The following is a 17,700-nucleotide window of genomic DNA, read 5'->3' as shown; positions in this document are numbered from 1 at the left end:
AGTACTCGGGTCTCTCATTTTTGCGGTTTATTTTTGGATAAACCGCAATCAGGTGGATGAAAATCATATTGTGATTGATCAACCTGAATATGAACATTTGAAAAACCTATGGTCAATGCAGTGGAAAAAGGAACCCGATAAATCCGATATACAGGCACTGGTTGATCGCTATATTCGTCAGGAGGTTTTCTATCGAGAAGCTTTGGCTTTAAAGCTAGATCAAAATGATGAAATTGTAAAAAAACGACTGTCGCAGAAAATGGAAGCAGTTGCTTCAGATTTGGGGGCTCTAACACAGCCACCGACTGAGCCACAGCTCAAAAAATATTATGCTGAGCATCCTGAATTATTTAAACAGCCTACAGCCTATACCTTCCGACAAATTGTATTCCCCGTGGGTGAAGAAGGGGCTTCGCAAAAAATGTCTGCTACCTTAAAGCGGTTGCAACAAGGGGGAAGTATTTCAGACAGTCAATTGGATCGTTTGGGTGTTCCTTCTCAGTGGTCCACGACGTCCATGAATGATCTAGAAAATGCCTTTGGTGGGGGATTTGCACAGGCTTTAGATAAACTGCCTGTACAACAATGGGTAGGACCCGTTTCATCTGGATTTGGTCAGCATCTGGTCTATATTGAAAAGAAAGAAAGTACCCAGCTTCCGCCATTTGAGGATATCAAACCACAAGTAGAACAAGAGTATAAATATCAAACTGAACTTGAAACTCAAGAGCGTATTTATAAAGAGTTGTTGGCGAAATACCAAGTAAGTATTACTGCCAAAGACATTCCTTCTGATATTTCATCGATATATGCGCAGAAATGATAAATAAATTGATACGACTTTTAATTTTGTTGTGGTTGAGTTGTCTGGTTCAGGTATGGGCACATGAAATTCGCCCTGCCTATTTACAAATCAATCAAACAGCGCAGAATCAATACGATATATTGTGGAAAGTACCGAGTAAAGGGGAGACGGTTTTAGATATTCAGCCTGAATTTTCCCCCAAGTTTCATTTAAGTCGCAGTGCAAATGAAACGGTACTCGAGGGTTTTGTGATTTTCCGATATCAGTTAACCGGAAACCAGCTACTACAGGGCACAGCACTCAACATTCGCAATCTACCACTGACCACGATAGATGTGTTGGTGAATATCCATCTGCTAGATGGACAAAAATACACGTTTTTAATACAGCCTAGTCAAAGTCAAATCGAGATTCCAGAAAGACCGACCAAATGGAATGTGGCTAAAACCTATACGCTATTAGGGATTGAGCATATTCTGCTGGGATTCGATCATCTACTTTTTGTACTCGCCCTGATTATCCTGACGAAAGGGGCAATGCGGATCGTAAAAACTATTACGGCCTTTACCCTAGCACATAGTATTACTTTGGGCATGGCCTCATTGGGTTATGTGCATGTGCCAGGTCCACCTGTAGAAGCTGTGATTGCCTTGAGCATTATGTTTTTGGCACTCGAAATCTTGAGGGGGTTGAATGGGCAAGTGACCCTAACAGCAAGTAAACCTTGGTTGGTTGCCTTCACTTTTGGATTATTACATGGCTTTGGATTTGCGGGTGCTTTGGCAGAAATTGGCTTACCTCAAAGTGAAATTCCTCTGGCATTAGCTTGTTTCAATATTGGTGTAGAACTTGGGCAGCTGGCATTTGTCGGGCTTATGCTCTGTGTGATTTATTTACTGCATTTAAAAAGGGATTGGCCAGTGTGGTTACAGAAAGTTCCGCCCTATGCCATCGGAACTATTAGTGCATTTTGGGTGATTGAACGGATTGTAGGTTTTACTTGATAACGGATTTGTTACATAAACCAGTCCATTAGGGCTTATTCGGCAATATTATTTTCAGATATATATTGGCTGAAAAAGTAAGAAATTTCGAATTAACTAATTAAGATTTCCTAAAATTAATATCTTATACCTTATACGAAATGCTTAAGTTTTATTGTTTAAATTTAATTGCTTAAGTTGTTTTAAACAGCCCAATTCATCTGGATTGGGCTTTTTATCAATTTAGCGCATTCCACGATCATCCTTAGATCGAGGTTCCACGTTTTTTATGAGTCATATTCAACATTACCCGCTATGAGTTTTGAAGTAAATGACAAGATGCTCATTGTTCAAATCACCACAGAACACTTTACCTTGATAGTACGTAAAAACATCCATTTCATTATAAAAATGAAACGCTTTCATGTAATATAAAATCCATTAAAACTTATAGGCATTTTGAAGTTTTTGACTTTAAATACGCCATAACAAAGGATACAAGCATGCAGCAAGAAGTCATCATTGTCGGTGGTGGAATGGTCGGACTAAGTCTGGCACTTATGTTGGCGAAAGCGAATATTGCAGTCAAACTGCTCGAAGCCATCAAATACCCAAATTATGATGATATTAACCTTGCACCTTACCATTCCAGTTTCGATGCACGAAATAGTGCTTTATCTCGCCGCAGCGTGCAAATTTATCAAGAACTGGGCTTATGGGATGCCTTGCAACAACATGCCACACCGATCCTTCAAGTGCATATTACCGAGCAAGGCAGCTTTGGTAAGGCACGTTTACTCGCCGAACAAGAAAAAGTCGAAAGCTTTGGTCAGGTGATCGAAAATGCATGGTTGGGACGGGTTTTACTCACTCAAGTGCGCCAGCAGCCCTTAATTAAACTGATTGATGGCGTGCAAGTGACAGCCCTGACACAAGATGCTGAGCATGCTTATATTGAAGCATTACGTGGTGAAGAACAGCTTCAACTACAAGCCAAATTGGTCATTGCAGCCGATGGACGTGATTCCTTCTGTCGTCAGGCTTTGGGCATTGCTGTGTCTGAACATGATTATGACCAAGTTGCAATTGTCACCACGGTACAGACTTCAAAACCGCATCAACATATTGGTTTTGAGCGCTTTAGTCCATTAGGACCTTTGGCATTACTGCCTTTACCGGGTGAATACCGCCGTTCGGTGGTTTGGCCAGTGAAAAAGGGCACAGAGCAAGAATGGCTGGGCGAAGAAAATGATCAACATTTCTTAGATGCCTTGCAGCAAACCTATGGTGACCGTGCCGGTAAATTCCAAAAAACCGGTAAGCGATTCAGTTATCCATTATCTCAAGTGCTGGCAGAAAAGCAGGCAGTCGGTCGTGTAGTGCTCATGGGAAATGCAGCACATACCATTCACCCTGTAGCAGGACAAGGCTTTAACTTATGTATGCGTGATGCTTATGTATTACTGCGCTATTTGGAAGCACAAATGGCAGCAGGGGCAGACTTAGGCGAGCCAAGCATGTTGTTAGAATATGAACAAGCTCGCTTAAAAGACCAGCAACGTGTGATTAAGTTCTGTGACAGTGTGGTGCGTGGCTTTAGTAACCAAAATCCAATGCTGAAATTGTTACGCAATACCGGACTCATCGCTTTTGATTTGATTCCAGGTATTAAACCGCTCGTCGCAACCTATGCAATGGGGTTAAAAGCATGAGCCAAGTTCTCGATGTGGTAATAGTCGGTGGTGGTCTGGTCGGTGGACTCACGGCTTTATTACTGGCGCAAGGTGGTGTACAGGCAACGGTTTTGGATGCTGCGCCCATTCTCGATGAAAGTAAGGTATTGGCCGTTGCCAATCCGCGTGTGCTGGCGCTGAGTCAAGCCACCATTCATTTACTCAAAACAGTCAAGGTGTGGGACTTGCTAGCACGCCAGATGCCCTATAGCGGAATGCAGGTCTGGAATAAGAATGGCTATGGCGAAATCAATTTTGGTCATGCCTGTGAGCAAACCCCCTCTATCGAGCAAGCGCTCGGTTCAATGGTAGAGCCGAGTATTTTAAATTTGGCGATTCAGCAGCGTATGCTCAGCGAAGTGAAAGACTACCGTACCCAAGTCAAAGTTACGCGAGTAGAGCGGGGCGTAGGGGTTTGGCATATCCATTTAGCTGATGGTACGCAATTAACGACCAAACTGGTGATTGGTGCGGATGGTGCCAATTCTTTTGTTCGTGAACAAGCCTTTATTGATCTGGACGTATTGGATTACCGTCAAGCAGGTGTGACCTGTGCGATTCGTACTGCGCAGCCGCATCAGCATGTCGCACGTCAAATTTTCTTGGAAACAGGTCCGTTGGCATTTTTACCGATGGCGAGTTTAAAACCCGAACAAGATGGCTATTGGCAGTCAATCGTTTGGACTTTGCCCGATGACTATGCTGAAGAATATACCGCGTTAGATGATGATGCCTTTTTACAACTGTTGACGCGTGAAAGTCAGCATATGTTGGGTGAAGTGCTGGAAGCAACACCACGTGCCATGTTCCCGTTAAAAGCGCGTGCTGCGCAGCAATATATGACTTCAGGTCTGGCTTTAATTGGCGATGCTGCACACGTGATCCATCCTCTGGCGGGGCAAGGGGTCAATATAGGCTGTCTAGATGCTGCGGTACTCTGTGATGCTTTATTGCATGATTTATCGCGTGGGGTCTGGGCACATGATCAAACCTTGCAACGCTATGAGCACAGCCGCAAAGGGCAGAATGACGCCATGATGCATAGTATGTCGGCCATTGGCTGGTTAGAAACCACAGAATTCTTTCCAGTAATTTGGGCGCGTAATGCAGGCTTAAAACAGGTTGAGCAGCAAGCCGTATTGAAAGATGCCTTTATGATGCAAGCCAATGGTTTACAGGCACTGAAAAATACTCGTTATGCAAATTAGATTTAAATAGATAGTTTTTAGACATTTAAGTAAATCTGATTACCAATATGATTAAAAAAGATACGATTTTTTTGCATTAACTACTAGGCGAAATCGATTTAGATTGATAAATTTCATCGTAATTCGAAACCAATTCGAAACCAATTCGAAACGATGTAAATAGAAGTCATTGTGGGGAGAGAAAGATGACGGATATGAATGATTATGACGACGTAGAAGACTCAGCTGTGGATGAGGATGAAGCGAAGGCTGCTGAAAAAGGTGCATCTGATGAAGCCGAAGGTGCTTCTGATGGTGATCTGGCTGAGGCAGAAACATTAACTGTGACAGCGAAACAAAAGCAACGTCAGGCATTGGAAGATGAAGTCGCTGCATTTTTAGCACGTGGTGGACGGATTACCGAAGTCCCACCAGATGAATCTGCGCATGACTAAACTGGCAGAAAAAAACCACTCGTGAGAGTGGTTTTTTTATCATGCTAAAATTATTCTGCGGCTTGTTGGGTTAATTCCAAGGCACGTTGGTAGGCAATTTTTTTCTTGATGCCAGTCAAATCTGCAGCCAGTTGTGACGCTGCTTTCACCGATAGATCTTGTAGCAGACGCTTGAGCAGCTGATCTAACTTTTCTTGTTCCAGATCTTTTTCTTGGGTTGCACCACCCACCACCAACACAATTTCACCTTTCTGCTGATGATGATCAGACTCAATAAATTGAACCAGTTCACCCAAAGTCATTTTACGAATGGTTTCAAAGGTTTTGGTAATCTCGCGGGCAAAACCGACAGGACGATCCGCACCAAACACCTCAGCCATATTTTTCACGCATTCTAAAATACGGTGGGGTGCTTCATAAAAAATCAGGGTCTGGGTTTCATCTTTGAGCTTTTCCAGTTGGCTGAGTCGTTGGGTGGCTTTGGCAGATAAAAAACCTTCAAAACTAAAGCGGTCACTCGGTAGCCCAACGCTACTTAACGCTGCAATCGCGGCACAGGCGCCAGGTACAGGAATAACGCGAATGCCGTGCTCTTGTGCAGCGCGAACCAGTTTAAATCCTGGGTCACTAATCAGGGGGGTGCCCGCATCACTGATCAATGCCATGTTTTCGCCCTTCAGTAAGCGTTGTACCAACAAATCAATTTTGTTGCTTTCATTGTGGTCGTGACAGGCCGTAAGCGGGGTCGAAATATTAAAATGTTTGAGTAATTGTGCAGAAGTTCGAGTGTCTTCTGCGGCAATAATGCTGACTGATTTTAAGGTCTCAATAGCACGAAAAGTCATGTCATCTAAGTGCCCGATCGGGGTGGCTACAACAAATAACTGAGCACTCATGTGATTTCTCCAATGCTAAGAATAAAATGAAAAAGAATGACGCGATGGGAGTAAAACGGGAAAAATGTGCCCGAAACGCGTGAGAATACTTGCATTCTACCCGAATCTAGCGTTAAGACGCGAATGTGTTTCTTAGGATCTTGTAAATTAAGGGATGACCTTGAATTTGAGCTTAATCTGCTCAAGTTTGTGTCAGTACTGTGCTTGGCTTACTTTAAACCTGCAATCAGATGTCAGGTACTGTGCGATGAATGGTTCATCGGCTAAAATTATGCTTAAACATCACAAAGAACAGTTGCAGAACATCAGAAGAACAATCGCCCTTTTAAAAGGGTTAAGGAGCAGGATTTGGGAGCAAAAACGACAGCACAAGCATTAGGGGATTGGGCCGAACAACACGCATTAATTGTGTTACAGCAACAGGGCTTTCAGTTGGTTCAGCGTAATTATCATAGCCGTTTGGGTGAGATTGACTTGGTGGTGAGCCGAGGCGAAGAGTTGATTTTTGTAGAGGTGAAAGCACGCGCATTAACCCAGTATGCTCAGGCCAATGAAGTGGTCTCTGCGAGCAAGCAGCGAAAATTAATGAAAACAGCCGTGTGTTTTTTACATGAATATCCTGAATTTCAGCAATTCTATTGCCGATTTGATGTGATTTGTTTTGATTTTTATCAACACTTTGCAAAAACAGTACAGTATGACTTTTCCAGTTTCACTTATGATCTGCAATGGATAGAAAATGCTTTTACTTTTAATTCAGAGTTCATTAATCTTTGAAGGAACAGGAAGCATTAATGCTAAATATAAAATGAATGAATAAGTGAGGAGTCTTGCTGAGTGTTGAATCGTATTGCAATGACAGTGCTTTGTGTCGCAAGTTTATCAGGCTGTGCAAGTTTTATTTCGGGTGGTACAGGGACTGCACCCGTTGGAACAGATAGCGGAGTACGTTCGCTTGGGCAGGTCTTTATTGATTCCTCTATTGAACGTACAGCCAATATTAATTTATATAAATTAGATTCTCGTTTTAAACAGTCGCGCATTAACATTGAAAGCTTTTATGGCAATGTCTTGCTGACAGGGCAAGTTCCCGATCAGCATTTGAAACAGCTTGCGGAAGACAATGTTCGTGCGATGAGTGATGTAAAAAATGTGCATAATTTTATTACAGTAGGTGATAAAATTGGTTATAACACCATCATGCAGGATGCCTCTGCTACGGCAAATACGCGTGGATTAATCATGAAAGCGCCAGTGGTGGCAGATAGTAAAGTACGTGTACATACCGAAGATGGTGTGTTGTATGTCATGGGCCGTTTGAATAATGCTGAAATCAATGATTTGAACAACGTGTTACAGCAAGTGGGCAACGTTACCAAAATCGTGACATTGGTGGATAATGTTGATCAAGGACAGAAGTCGATTAGTTCTAGCTTTGTAAGTCCAGTTGCAAGCAATGCACAGCCTGAAGTTCAAACGCCTGTTGCTATTGACCCAGATCAGGTAGAACCGACGAATGCTCAATAAATCCGAATATTGGATTAAACAGTTAAATGACACCGTAGGCACTGCGAAAGACTTTATCCGAGATTTTCGCATCTACGATGTTGGTAGCTATGCATTGAATCAGCTCACCCCACGTGAGGGATATACATTGCATGAAAACATTGCTTATGGCTTAAAAGCACGTCATCGTCTTGACTTATTTAAAACGCATAAACCGCAACTGAATCAACCCCTGATTGTCTTTGTCCATGGTGGTGCTTGGACACATGGAGATAAAAGCTCGTATCGTTTTGTTGGCGAAGCTTTTGCACGGGAAGGTTATGATGTGGCGGTGATCAATTATCACTTGGCACCGCAATATATCTTCCCCAGTTATGTCGATGATTTAACGCTGGCGTTAAATTTCTTAACCTTGCATCGAGAAAAACTGGTGATCCGCACCGACAATGTCGTGTTGATGGGGCATTCTGCAGGGGCATTTAATGTGATGTCAGCTGTATATCATCCGCAGCAATACGAGTTACAATGTCGTGCACAAATCCGCGCGATTATTGGTGTGGCGGGTCCTTATCATTTCGATTATAAGGGTGACCCTCTTTGTGCAGAAGCATTTGATCAAAGTGTGCCTTTCCAACACGTCATGCCGTACTATTTTGTTGCATCAAACAGCATCAAGCATTATTTAGTCATGGCTGAAAATGACCAAGTGGTTGGACATAATAATACCGAAGACTTTGATCGTGTACTGAAAGAAAAAGGCAATCATAGCAAAATGATTGTGATCCCACGCACTGGTCATATTACCGTGATGGGATCTGTGTCGAGTTTATTCAGTCGTTACTTTGAAACTAAAGAACAAATCTTGGTCTCAATTGAAGAGGCTTTAAAGCCATAAGTGCGTGTCATCCGCCACAGGATGACCTTCAGTCACATGCATAATCATGGCATGTGCAATACTCCCTTTGAGTGGAATCTGAGGGAGTTGATTAAATTTGAAGAATTGCGCGTCACTGATTTCTTCTTCTTGTAAACGAATAGCCCCACCAGCATATTCAGCGCGGAAGGCCAGCATTAGATTGCTTGGGAAAGGCCATGGCTGGCTTGCCAAATATTGAATATTTTTCAGTTTTAAACCGACTTCTTCTTCGGTTTCACGTCGTACGGCATCTTCTAAAGTTTCACCCACTTCAACAAATCCTGCAATCAAACCATACATGTTGTTGGTGTTTTTGGCATTCTTGGCTAAAAGGATTTCGTCTTCACCACGCGTAATCACGGTAATGACACAAGGCTGGACACGTGGGTATTGGTGATAATGGCAAGCGGGACAAATCATGGCATATTCAGAGCTATGCACATGGGTTTCGTGTCCGCAATGACTACAGAATTTATGATTACGACGCCATTCGAGGAGTTGTAAGGCCCGACTGGCTTGTTCAAATTGCTTAGTGGTCCATTGTGTTAACAGTTGGCGGATGGGAACCAATTGTAAACCATTGGGAATTTGCTCATGCATTTGTAAGTCACGGGCAATGACAGCATTACCCGTGTGTAAATGCAGATCACCTGCTAATCGTTCGACTTTTGGAAGCTGTAGATTTTCATCTACTAAAAGTTGCTGTTGCTGAAAGATATAGGCAAGTGATAATTCTGACATTAGGCGACTACTTCGGCATGGAGTTTTTGACTGCTGTTTAATGCTACATCAAACATGGAGTGCAAAACAGGTTGTTTATTTTTCAAATGGTCAATCATCATCTCGGCACTGGCTAGGGTGTCTAAAATGTAATTCACTTCTTGTTGAGAAATACTGCCTGAAGTTTCAATTTTCTGCTGGACAAAATTTGCGGCATTTTTCAATGCTTGCTGGCCATCTGCAGCGTTCAGGAACAATAATGCGCCACTAATTTCATGAAGTTGCGTTGGTAAGTTGCCCAAAGCCGCCAGAAATTCATCTTGCAGGTATTGTACTAAGCTGCTCGCAGCTTTATCGACTAAGGATTTTGTTTCGTTGAGTAAGGCTTCATGCGCTTCGTCTAGGCGGTCGAGCGAAATATGCATGTTATTCACACGAAGCTGTAAGCGATTTGACGTGTGATGACGTTCCAAAACGCCAATTGAGTTCATGGCAGATAAAATTACCTTCATCAATTGTTGCGCAAAATTTTCGTCTTTAAGCACATCGGTTTGGTTTAACGTTTCTGCTTGACGCGATAAATCCTGATAGGCTTCATTCAAGTTGAGAACTTTAAAGATGTTGGCTAGGTCTTTAATTTTAGTTTGAAGCTCTTGGATCTTTTCTGCCGGCATGGTTTGGTAGTTGTATTCAATCTCATTGCGAATTTGTGTCATTTCCACAGTCACAAGTTCACTGATAGTGTGCATGGTATTGAAGTCCGGACCATACAGATGACGACTGAAAACCTGCAATTGCGTATCTGTTAAGGCATCGTCACCAATGTTGAGTTGGTCACGAATCTGCTGTGCAGAATCATCTTCCTGACTGATACACAGACTAAGAATATTAGATAAATCTTTTAAGTTAGCATTGAAGCTTTCAGGGGCTTGGAAAAATTCCGCGATATTGCGTTCAATATCGATAAAGCTGCGTAATCGAGCTTCATTCAACAATAAACTATCAATCTGATTGAAAGCGACGTGGACTAAACCCCAATATTGCTGACTTGGCAATTGGTTGGCTAAGCCAGCTAAATAAGTCCCGACTAAACGAATGGCTTGTAAGTCGAGTTCAGTTTCTTGTTGTTTCAGTAGTTTATTCAGCGCCAGTTTGTAAAGATGATGCACATATTCAGATTTTTCCAGAGAAGGAACTGTTGGTAACTGGAAATTTGGCTCTATACATTCTAGGAGCGATTCGAGGTGCTGACCTTCATGGGTCATTGGTTTGCCCAGCGCCAGCTCTAAACGATTCAGGGTATCGAGTAAGAACTGCGGAATCTTTACTTCACGAAGACAGATAAATTCGATATAGCGCTTGAGCATGGTGGTGCCTTCACTCAGCGCGATGACATCCTGTGTATTAATTTGTTCAGGATTTGCCATAATTTTACGCATCAGCTCAGCAGAGTACTGCGCAATTTGCCCTAAATTCGGCATATCAATTAAAACCAAGACCTGTGCGCATTGTTCAAATTGATTCAGTGCATCATCAATGCCAAACGGTAGCGTATGATCCTCAGCTAAAGTACTGACCGCGGATTCGACTAATTTGATCGAGTTATCAACCTCATTTTTTATTATCAGTAAGGCTGTCGGATCAAAATGAATAGAGGTTTGGTAAGACATTTATCTGCACCTTTCCTAAAGTTTTATCTGTTTATGTTTGGCTGAGTTAGAGCGTTATTTGTTGCATTTAACTATAACTGATGTCCCCAAAGTTTAAATACAAAAAATAATGGAATCTCTAGATTTTATTTTGAAAAAAAGCATGCTTTGCCCTGTTTTTCCTCAATTTGTTTGACCCAAGTCTCATGTGCAGCCAATTCTTCCTCTGAAGGTAGAATTACTGCTAAGCCTGTCTCATCAATGTGACGGCGTCCACTCGAGCCTAGTTCTTGTTCTGATTGTGACAGGGCATCCATATCAAAAGACACCTGTCCACCGGTCATGGCTAAATAGACATCAGCCAGAATCTCGGCATCGAGTAAGGCACCATGGAAGGTACGATCACGTTGCACAATTTCATAACGGCGCACCAAAGCATCCAAGGAATTCTTTTGCCCTGGATGTTTGCTTTTCGCCATGGCTAAAGTATCTGTGACTTCACAGACCTCAGACAGCGGACCATGCCCAGTACGCTTGAACTCCATATCCAAGAAGTTCATATCGAAGGTTGCATTATGGGCAATGATTTCTGCGCCTTTTAGATACTCAAACAATACATCCGCAATTTCAGCATATTTGGGTTTATCTGCTAAAAATTCATCGGTAATGCCGTGGACATTGACAGAATCGCCTACTTCCTTTTCGGGGTTGATATAAATATGGATGGAACTCCCTGTCAGTTTACGATTGATCATCTCAATCGCACCAACTTCAATAATGCGGTCACTGTCCTGAAAGTAAAAACCAGTGGTTTCGGTATCGAGAATCAGTTGGCGAGGGCCATAGGCTTCAACCGTTGCAGGTGTAATCACAATATGTGGATGCGCAGGAAGGGCATTTTGTCCTACATCTTCAGCATCTGGTGTTTGTACTGTGGCAGCGATCATGACGGTGTCTTCGAGCAGGCTTTCAGCTTCTTCTAAATCAGTTTCGTCTGCGACCACATCGAGTCCGAAGGGGTCATCGAACAGCCAGTCAGATTCCGCTTTTTTTTTATCTGCAAGATTTGTTTCTGCTGCGGTAGTTAAGCCTTTAGCTACTTGATCTGCACCTAAATTCGCCAGCTGATCGGCCATTTCATTACCAGGATGTCCCGCATGTCCTTTAATCCAGTTCCATTCGATGTCTCGGCCTTGACACACGGCATCGAGTTTTTGCCATAAATCTGGATTTTTCACATCTTTCCAGTTTTTCTTTTTCCAACCGTGAATCCACTCGGTAATTCCTTGTTTGACATAGTTAGAGTCGGTCCAGATAATGAGTTTGGCTTGTTGCGGGCAGGCTAGAACACCTTCAATTGCAGCTGTCAGCTCCATGCGGTTATTGGTGGTTTGCGTTTCGCCACCAAAGATTTTACGTTCTTCGGTTGCTGTAACGATGTATGCTCCCCAACCACCGAGCGCGCTCTCTTTACCATTTCCACGACAAGCGCCATCGACATAAAGCGTGATTGTTTCCGACATAAAAGTTAATCCAGACAGCAAAGAAAGTGATACAGAAGAGAATTCAATTTTATATTGTATAACGCATTTGTGCTCGGGAAGTGCATTACATGGTTATTTTTTAATTTCTTGTAACATTTATCATCGAATCGCGCTAAATTATTGCCTTGAGTCTCTGCCGAGCTTCACTACAATGGCATTGCGAAAAAATAAATTTTATACGAGTTGTTTGGATTTTTTTATGTATAAACCAACCACGTTCATGTGGCAGCCCTCGGTTCCGACATTTTTTAAAATTACTGTAATGGGTTCTGCACTCGCTGCATTAGGATTAACGACGGGTTGTGCATCGAGCCAAAGTGCGACCAAGGCTGCTGCATCGAAACAGGTTGGCTCTAATTATTTAGATGCAAACAGTTTAGATTCTTTAGAAGATCTCTTGTCTGCTACGGATATGCGTGCTGTAGAAGGGGATCGTCTGTTAATTTTAAAACACGGTGATGTGTGGAAGCGCATGACGGTGGGCTTCAAAATGGATTTAAACCATTGGGATCCACGTATTGAAGCGCAGCGGAGTTGGTTTGTCTCTCGTCAACCGTATATTGAGCGTTTAAGTGCGCGTGCTTCGCGTTATCTTTATCACACGGTGAAAGAGGCAGAGCGCCGTGGCTTACCGACTGAGTTAGCACTGCTGCCAATTATTGAAAGTTCTTATGATCCGGCAGCTACCAGTAGTGCAGCAGCAGCGGGGCTTTGGCAGTTCATTCCAAGTACAGGTCGTATTTATGGTCTAAAACAAACAGGCATGTACGATGGTCGTCGTGATGTGGTGGAATCGACGCGTGCTGCCTATGAGTTTCTAGGAAGTTTATATAACCAGTTTGGTTCTTGGGAATTGGCTTTGGCTGCCTATAATGCAGGCCCTGGTCGTATTCAGCAGGCAATCAACCGTAACCGTGATGCAGGTTTGCCAACCGATTACTGGTCGTTGCGTTTACCTCAGGAAACTATGAACTATGTGCCACGATTCTTGGCCGTGGCGCAAATTATTAAAAATCCAAATGCTTATGGTGTGTCTTTACCCCCAATTGCCAACCGACCACACTTTAGAGAAATTAGTGTTGGAGCCGCCAGCCTGAATGATATTGCATCGATTACAGGATTGAGCCGTGCCGAATTGTATGCCTTGAACCCTGGACATCGTGGTGATCGTATTGACAACAGTAGTCCAATGCGGATTTTGATTCCTGCGGATTTAAGCCCATCGATTGATGCCCAGTTGTCGAAACTACAAACCTCAGGTGGTTTATGGGCAAGTACAGCACCGATCAGCACACCATCGACTACAACAACCATTACACCAAGTAAAGCGACTCCGCCAGCATTGGTGGCAAGTAACAGCAGTAAAACCACAGAAACCAAAAACTCGGCGACAGTGAGTAGCACGACCAGCCGTCCATTATCTGTAACCCCGCGTGGTTCGGATGCGCTAGCAGCTTTTGCTTCTAGTACGGTTGTACCGAGTGCACCGCGTATTCCAGTTGCAGTCACCCCTGCAAAAAATGTCAAACCTGTGAGTGTTGAGCCACCAATTTCTGCGGCTGAGCGTGAGCAAATTCTCGCAACGGTGAAAGCGGAAGATGCGACCAAAACTGTCGATCAGGTGTTACAGCCTGTCGCAACCAAAGCGGAACAAGAGCAGGTTGTGGCTGAATTAAAAGCGATTGCACCTCAAGGCACAGAAATTGTGGATCCTTATGATGGCAAGATTAAGCTAACAGCCATTCAGACCAGCCAATCGGTTGCCGAACAGCAAGGTAAAGAGTTAACCAAAGGCTTCTCTTATCCAAAATCGGTGACTGACAATACCAAGTCGGATTCGGATGAAGCGCAGTTAAATAAAGGCAAAAATTATGTCAGTACGGCATCTGAAGTTGTTGTCGTACCACCAAAAGGGAAGCGTTCAACATATACCGTATTGCCAGGAGATACTCTGGCAACGATTGCGTTGAAAAATGGGGTGAACTGGCGTGATATTGCGAAATGGAACCAGATAGATCCAAATGCAACTTTGTATGTTGGTGCCAGCATTTATTTATACGATGCGAAACCAGTACAAGATCGTTCTTCCAATACGGCAAATAGCAAACCTGAGAGTTATGTGGTGCAAGCTAATGATAACTTGACCAGTGTGGCGAGTCAGTTTGGACTTTCAGTGAAACAATTGGCAGACTATAACGATTTAACAGTAACCAGTGGACTATACGTCGGTCAAAAGTTAACGTTAAAAGAAAGCACTAGCGCGACTACGAAAAAATCTGCTGAAAAAACTTCGGCTAAAAGCAGTATTAAAACCAAATCCTATGTGGTGAAACGTGGCGAGTATTTAAAACTAATTGCCGATCGTTATGCCTTGTCTAATCAGGAGTTGGCGGAGTTAACCCCAGGCTTAAGTGCTGGCAGTAATTTACTGGTTGGACAGAAAATTAATGTTCCATTGAATACTGTGAGTGATGCTGCTGCTTCAGAAAAAGCAGCGGTGAAAGTGGATGCAGTAAAATCTACACCAAGCATTAAAACCGAAAGTTATAAAGTTCAGCGTGGCGACACACTGTACAGTATTGCCGCGCAATCCAAAATTTCGCTGAGTGATTTGGCTGAGTTGAATCAAATCTCGAGCAACAGTGGTGTTTATGTCGGTCAGACCATTAAAGTACCCGCAGGTTCAACGGTTCCAGAAACCTATGTGGTGCAATCGGGCGACAGCCTGTCAGCGATTGCCAGCAAATACAATTTAAGCCAAGACAATTTGGCCAATCTGAATGGTTTGGGCAGAAATGCCAACGTACGTATTGGGCAACGTCTAAAATTAACCGGTGATGTGGCTGACGTTGAAAAAGAGTCGGCAAGTTCTGAGCCAGCCAAAGATATTCATGTGGTGAAATCAGGCGAAACACTAGGCAGTATTGCTAAAAAGTACCATTTGCAACTGAGTTATTTGGCGGCACTGAATGAGCTCTCTAGCAATGCTGGTGTACGCGTTGGTCAACGTTTAAAAATCGAGGGTGATTTACCGAGCAAGGCAAGTGCCAAGGTGGATACTACCCCGAAAAAGACGGCAGCCAGCAGCAAGGACACGGAAAAATATACGGTTAAATCAGGCGAGTCTTTGAATCTGATCGCAAGCCGTGTCGGAATTTCTGTCAGCGAGTTGGCCAGTTTAAATGACATCAGCCCACGCACAGGCTTACAGGTGGGTCAAAGCTTATTGATTCCCAAAACAGTGAAGGAATATAAGGTGAGATCGGGAGATAACCTGATTCGTTTAGCTGCACGTTATGGCGTCGAAGCCAGCGAATTGGCTGAGATGAATGATTTAAAACCTACGGCTCAGTTAAAAATTGGAGATGTGATTAAAGTTCCGAACCTTTAAGTCACGGTTCTGGTATGAATCTAGGAAAGTCGACCATCCAAAAAATTGCCACGCTATTACTCTACAGTGGCAGTTGCATGGTCATGCAGCAGGGGTGGTCGGCTTTACACACCACCCCTTATATTGCAGTGCATAGCCAGCCCAAATATGCGGGGTTAAAGGTCATGCCGTATGCCAATGCTCATGCCCCGAAAGGCGGCTATATCAGCATGGCGGCAAATGGTACTTTTGATAATCTCAACACTATGAATGGTAAAGGCAGTGCGACCGATGGTGTGAATTATTTATTTGATACTTTAATGGATAATTCTCTGGATGAACCTGGGGTGATGTATCCTTTATTGGCAGATAAAGTCAGTTTTGATCCGAACAAGCCGCAATTCATAATTTTTCATTTAAACCCTAAAGCGCGCTTTAGTAATGGCACAGCTGTCACGGCAGAAGATGTTAAATTCAGTTTCGATGCTTACCAGAACAAAGCGAATTTGGGCCTCCAAATGTATCTTTCTAATTTGGCTAAGACGGAAGTGCTGTCCAAATTTCAGGTCAAATTTAGTTTTAAATCTGCAAAAAATAAAGAAATGCCGCTGATTGTGGCCAGTTTGCCCATTTATTCCCAACAGGATTGGCGCAATAAAGATTTCACGCGGATCACCATGCAGCCGATTTTAGGTTCTGGACCCTATCTAATTGAACGTATTGATGCGGGGCGCAGTATTACTTACAAGCGTAATCCCCGATATTGGGCCAAAGATTTAATGATCAATCGTGGCCGTTATAATTTTGATCGGATTCAATACGTGTATTACCGCAATGCTGATATAGCATTTGAGGGATTTAAGTCTGGGCAATACACCTTGCATGAAGAAAAGAAAACCCAAAATTGGGTTACAGCCTATCAGTTTCCTGCTGTTCAGGCAGGCATAGTTAAAAAATATAGGCATCGCTTAGCACGGCCTGTGGTCACGCAAAGTTTGGTTCTCAATACGCGTAAAGCCCCTTTAAATGACATTTATTTTCGTCAGGCACTAAGTTATGCCTATGATTTTGAATGGTTAAATAAGGCTTTGTTTTATGGGCAGTACCAGCGTCTGCAAAGTCATTTTCAAAATAGTGAGTTGGCTGCAACAGGACAACCCAGTGTAGCCGAGTTAAAGCTGTTACGGCCTTATTTAACGCAGCTACATCCGCTTCAGCGACAAGGGGTCTTGGCCAACTGGCAATATCCTGTATCCGATGCAGGTGGATTTAATCGTCCCAATCTTTTGCAAGCGCGCAACATTTTGCTAAAAGCCGGTTATTTTTATCACCAAGGGCAGTTATATGCTCGAAATGGCAAGCCAGTTCAATTTGAAATTTTAACGGATAAAGAAGGCGCGCAACGTACCTTAATGCCGTGGATACGGAACTTGAAAAAGTTGGGCATGAACGTGACCTTGCACCAAGTGGACGTATCGCAATATATGGAACGTATGCGCCGTTATCAGTTTGATGTGACCACGATGGAAATGCCGCAATCACTTTCGCCAGGCAGTGAGCAGGCGCAAATGTGGAGTAGTAGTGCTGCACGTGAACTGGGCAATTATAATTATTCGGGTATTCAAAATGCTGCGATTGATGCTGCTGTGCAACAGGTCATTCAAGCGCCCAATCGAGAGCAGTTGGTGCTGCGTACGCGGGTGTTGGATCGATTGCTGCGAGCAGGTTATTATCAAATCCTAACTTATGGTAAAAATGACAATTGGTATGCCTACTGGAATATGTACCAGCAACCAGCCGTGAAACCCAAATTATCTTTGGGGCTGGATTATTGGTGGAGTGATCCGGTGCAAGCCAAAAAAGTCGGTCAGTATCTTCGCCAATAGTTAAAGTCATTGATGTTGTCCTCGGTTATTTGGGATGCATATCCAGTCAA

At 43.3% G+C, this 17,700-nt stretch carries 14 protein-coding genes; 10 read left to right on the top strand and 4 right to left on the bottom strand.

The genetic code is table 11. From position 1 onward, the window contains the following. The first annotated feature begins 52 nt into the window (after positions 1-52). From ACX17N_RS01790 to ACX17N_RS01770, 5 genes are all read left to right on the top strand, one after another. Entirely contained in the window at positions 53-823 is a 771-nt protein-coding gene (locus ACX17N_RS01790; protein WP_458890867.1) for a peptidyl-prolyl cis-trans isomerase, read from the top strand. Next, a complete protein-coding gene (locus tag ACX17N_RS01785) occupies positions 820-1,809 on the top strand; it encodes a HupE/UreJ family protein (protein ID WP_458890866.1) in 990 nt (329 codons plus the stop codon). Before ACX17N_RS01790 ends, ACX17N_RS01785 begins: the two co-directional genes overlap by 4 nt. Before the next feature lie 482 nt (positions 1,810-2,291). Then, on the top strand, positions 2,292-3,500 hold the full coding sequence (ubiH, locus tag ACX17N_RS01780) for a 2-octaprenyl-6-methoxyphenyl hydroxylase (RefSeq protein WP_458890865.1): 1,209 nt from the start codon (positions 2,292-2,294) through the stop codon (positions 3,498-3,500). After that, on the top strand, positions 3,497-4,729 hold the full coding sequence (locus ACX17N_RS01775) for an FAD-dependent monooxygenase (RefSeq protein ID WP_458890864.1): 1,233 nt from the start codon (positions 3,497-3,499) through the stop codon (positions 4,727-4,729). Before ubiH ends, ACX17N_RS01775 begins: the two co-directional genes overlap by 4 nt. A gap of 185 nt (positions 4,730-4,914) precedes the next feature. Then, a complete protein-coding gene (locus ACX17N_RS01770; protein WP_016167002.1) occupies positions 4,915-5,163 on the top strand; it encodes a hypothetical protein in 249 nt (82 codons plus the stop codon). 50 nt (positions 5,164-5,213) lie between these two features. Here the strand turns inward: ACX17N_RS01770 and rsmI are convergent, their stop codons facing one another. Then, positions 5,214-6,059, bottom strand: a complete 846-nt coding sequence (gene rsmI, locus ACX17N_RS01765; protein ID WP_458890863.1) for a 16S rRNA (cytidine(1402)-2'-O)-methyltransferase — start codon at positions 6,057-6,059, stop codon at positions 5,214-5,216. A gap of 348 nt (positions 6,060-6,407) precedes the next feature. On the opposite strand from rsmI, the gene ACX17N_RS01760 reads away from it, so the two are divergent. The 3 genes from ACX17N_RS01760 to ACX17N_RS01750 are packed head-to-tail and all read left to right on the top strand — an operon-like array spanning position 6,408 to position 8,460. Continuing rightward, the gene (locus ACX17N_RS01760) at positions 6,408-6,836 is read left to right on the top strand and encodes a YraN family protein (RefSeq protein ID WP_458890862.1); all 429 of its coding nucleotides are present in this window, start codon (positions 6,408-6,410) and stop codon (positions 6,834-6,836) included. Positions 6,837-6,896: 60 nt separating this feature from the next. Continuing rightward, the gene (locus tag ACX17N_RS01755; protein WP_458890861.1) at positions 6,897-7,586 is read left to right on the top strand and encodes a BON domain-containing protein; all 690 of its coding nucleotides are present in this window, start codon (positions 6,897-6,899) and stop codon (positions 7,584-7,586) included. Next, positions 7,576-8,460 carry an alpha/beta hydrolase gene (locus tag ACX17N_RS01750; protein ID WP_458890860.1) on the top strand — a complete coding sequence of 295 codons (885 nt, stop codon included), beginning with the start codon at positions 7,576-7,578 and terminating at the stop codon, positions 8,458-8,460. The genes ACX17N_RS01755 and ACX17N_RS01750 overlap by 11 nt, the downstream gene beginning before the upstream one ends. Here the strand turns inward: ACX17N_RS01750 and nudC are convergent. From nudC to dnaQ, 3 genes are all read right to left on the bottom strand, one after another. Next, positions 8,449-9,222: an NAD(+) diphosphatase gene (gene nudC, locus ACX17N_RS01745; protein ID WP_458890859.1), complete on the bottom strand. Its 774-nt coding sequence runs from the start codon at positions 9,220-9,222 to the stop codon at positions 8,449-8,451. The genes ACX17N_RS01750 and nudC overlap by 12 nt on opposite strands. Beyond that, positions 9,222-10,871: a chemotaxis protein gene (locus ACX17N_RS01740; RefSeq protein ID WP_458890858.1), complete on the bottom strand. Its 1,650-nt coding sequence runs from the start codon at positions 10,869-10,871 to the stop codon at positions 9,222-9,224. Before ACX17N_RS01740 ends, nudC begins: the two co-directional genes overlap by 1 nt. A 125-nt stretch (positions 10,872-10,996) precedes the next feature. After that, on the bottom strand, positions 10,997-12,373 hold the full coding sequence (gene dnaQ, locus ACX17N_RS01735; RefSeq protein ID WP_458890857.1) for a DNA polymerase III subunit epsilon: 1,377 nt from the start codon (positions 12,371-12,373) through the stop codon (positions 10,997-10,999). Positions 12,374-12,593: 220 nt separating this feature from the next. Between dnaQ and ACX17N_RS01730 the strand changes: the two genes are divergently transcribed. Both ACX17N_RS01730 and ACX17N_RS01725 read left to right on the top strand, forming a co-directional pair. Continuing rightward, positions 12,594-15,785, top strand: a complete 3,192-nt coding sequence (locus ACX17N_RS01730) for a LysM peptidoglycan-binding domain-containing protein (protein WP_458890855.1) — start codon at positions 12,594-12,596, stop codon at positions 15,783-15,785. A gap of 77 nt (positions 15,786-15,862) precedes the next feature. Beyond that, positions 15,863-17,650 carry an extracellular solute-binding protein gene (locus ACX17N_RS01725; RefSeq protein ID WP_458891119.1) on the top strand — a complete coding sequence of 596 codons (1,788 nt, stop codon included), beginning with the start codon at positions 15,863-15,865 and terminating at the stop codon, positions 17,648-17,650. Positions 17,651-17,700 lie beyond the last annotated feature (50 nt).

It is taken from the genome of Acinetobacter sp. GXMZU3951, from assembly GCF_054457875.1.
Note: the sequence above shows the minus strand (reverse complement) of the source record. Positions and strands in the feature narration are given on the sequence as shown.

Excerpts from the sequence above, each read along its gene's own strand:
- ACX17N_RS01785 (WP_458890866.1), top strand. The coding sequence starts at position 820 with ATGATAAATAAATTGATACGACTTTTAATTTTGTTGTGGTTGAGTTGT.
- ubiH (WP_458890865.1), top strand. The coding sequence starts at position 2,292 with ATGCAGCAAGAAGTCATCATTGTCGGTGGTGGAATGGTCGGACTAAGT.
- ACX17N_RS01775 (WP_458890864.1), top strand. The coding sequence starts at position 3,497 with ATGAGCCAAGTTCTCGATGTGGTAATAGTCGGTGGTGGTCTGGTCGGT.
- ACX17N_RS01770 (WP_016167002.1), top strand. The coding sequence starts at position 4,915 with ATGACGGATATGAATGATTATGACGACGTAGAAGACTCAGCTGTGGAT.
- rsmI (WP_458890863.1), bottom strand. The coding sequence starts at position 6,059 with ATGAGTGCTCAGTTATTTGTTGTAGCCACCCCGATCGGGCACTTAGAT.
- ACX17N_RS01750 (WP_458890860.1), top strand. The coding sequence starts at position 7,576 with ATGCTCAATAAATCCGAATATTGGATTAAACAGTTAAATGACACCGTA.
- nudC (WP_458890859.1), bottom strand. The coding sequence starts at position 9,222 with ATGTCAGAATTATCACTTGCCTATATCTTTCAGCAACAGCAACTTTTA.
- ACX17N_RS01740 (WP_458890858.1), bottom strand. The coding sequence starts at position 10,871 with ATGTCTTACCAAACCTCTATTCATTTTGATCCGACAGCCTTACTGATA.
- dnaQ (WP_458890857.1), bottom strand. The coding sequence starts at position 12,373 with ATGTCGGAAACAATCACGCTTTATGTCGATGGCGCTTGTCGTGGAAAT.
- ACX17N_RS01730 (WP_458890855.1), top strand. The coding sequence starts at position 12,594 with ATGTATAAACCAACCACGTTCATGTGGCAGCCCTCGGTTCCGACATTT.
- ACX17N_RS01725 (WP_458891119.1), top strand. The coding sequence starts at position 15,863 with ATGGTCATGCAGCAGGGGTGGTCGGCTTTACACACCACCCCTTATATT.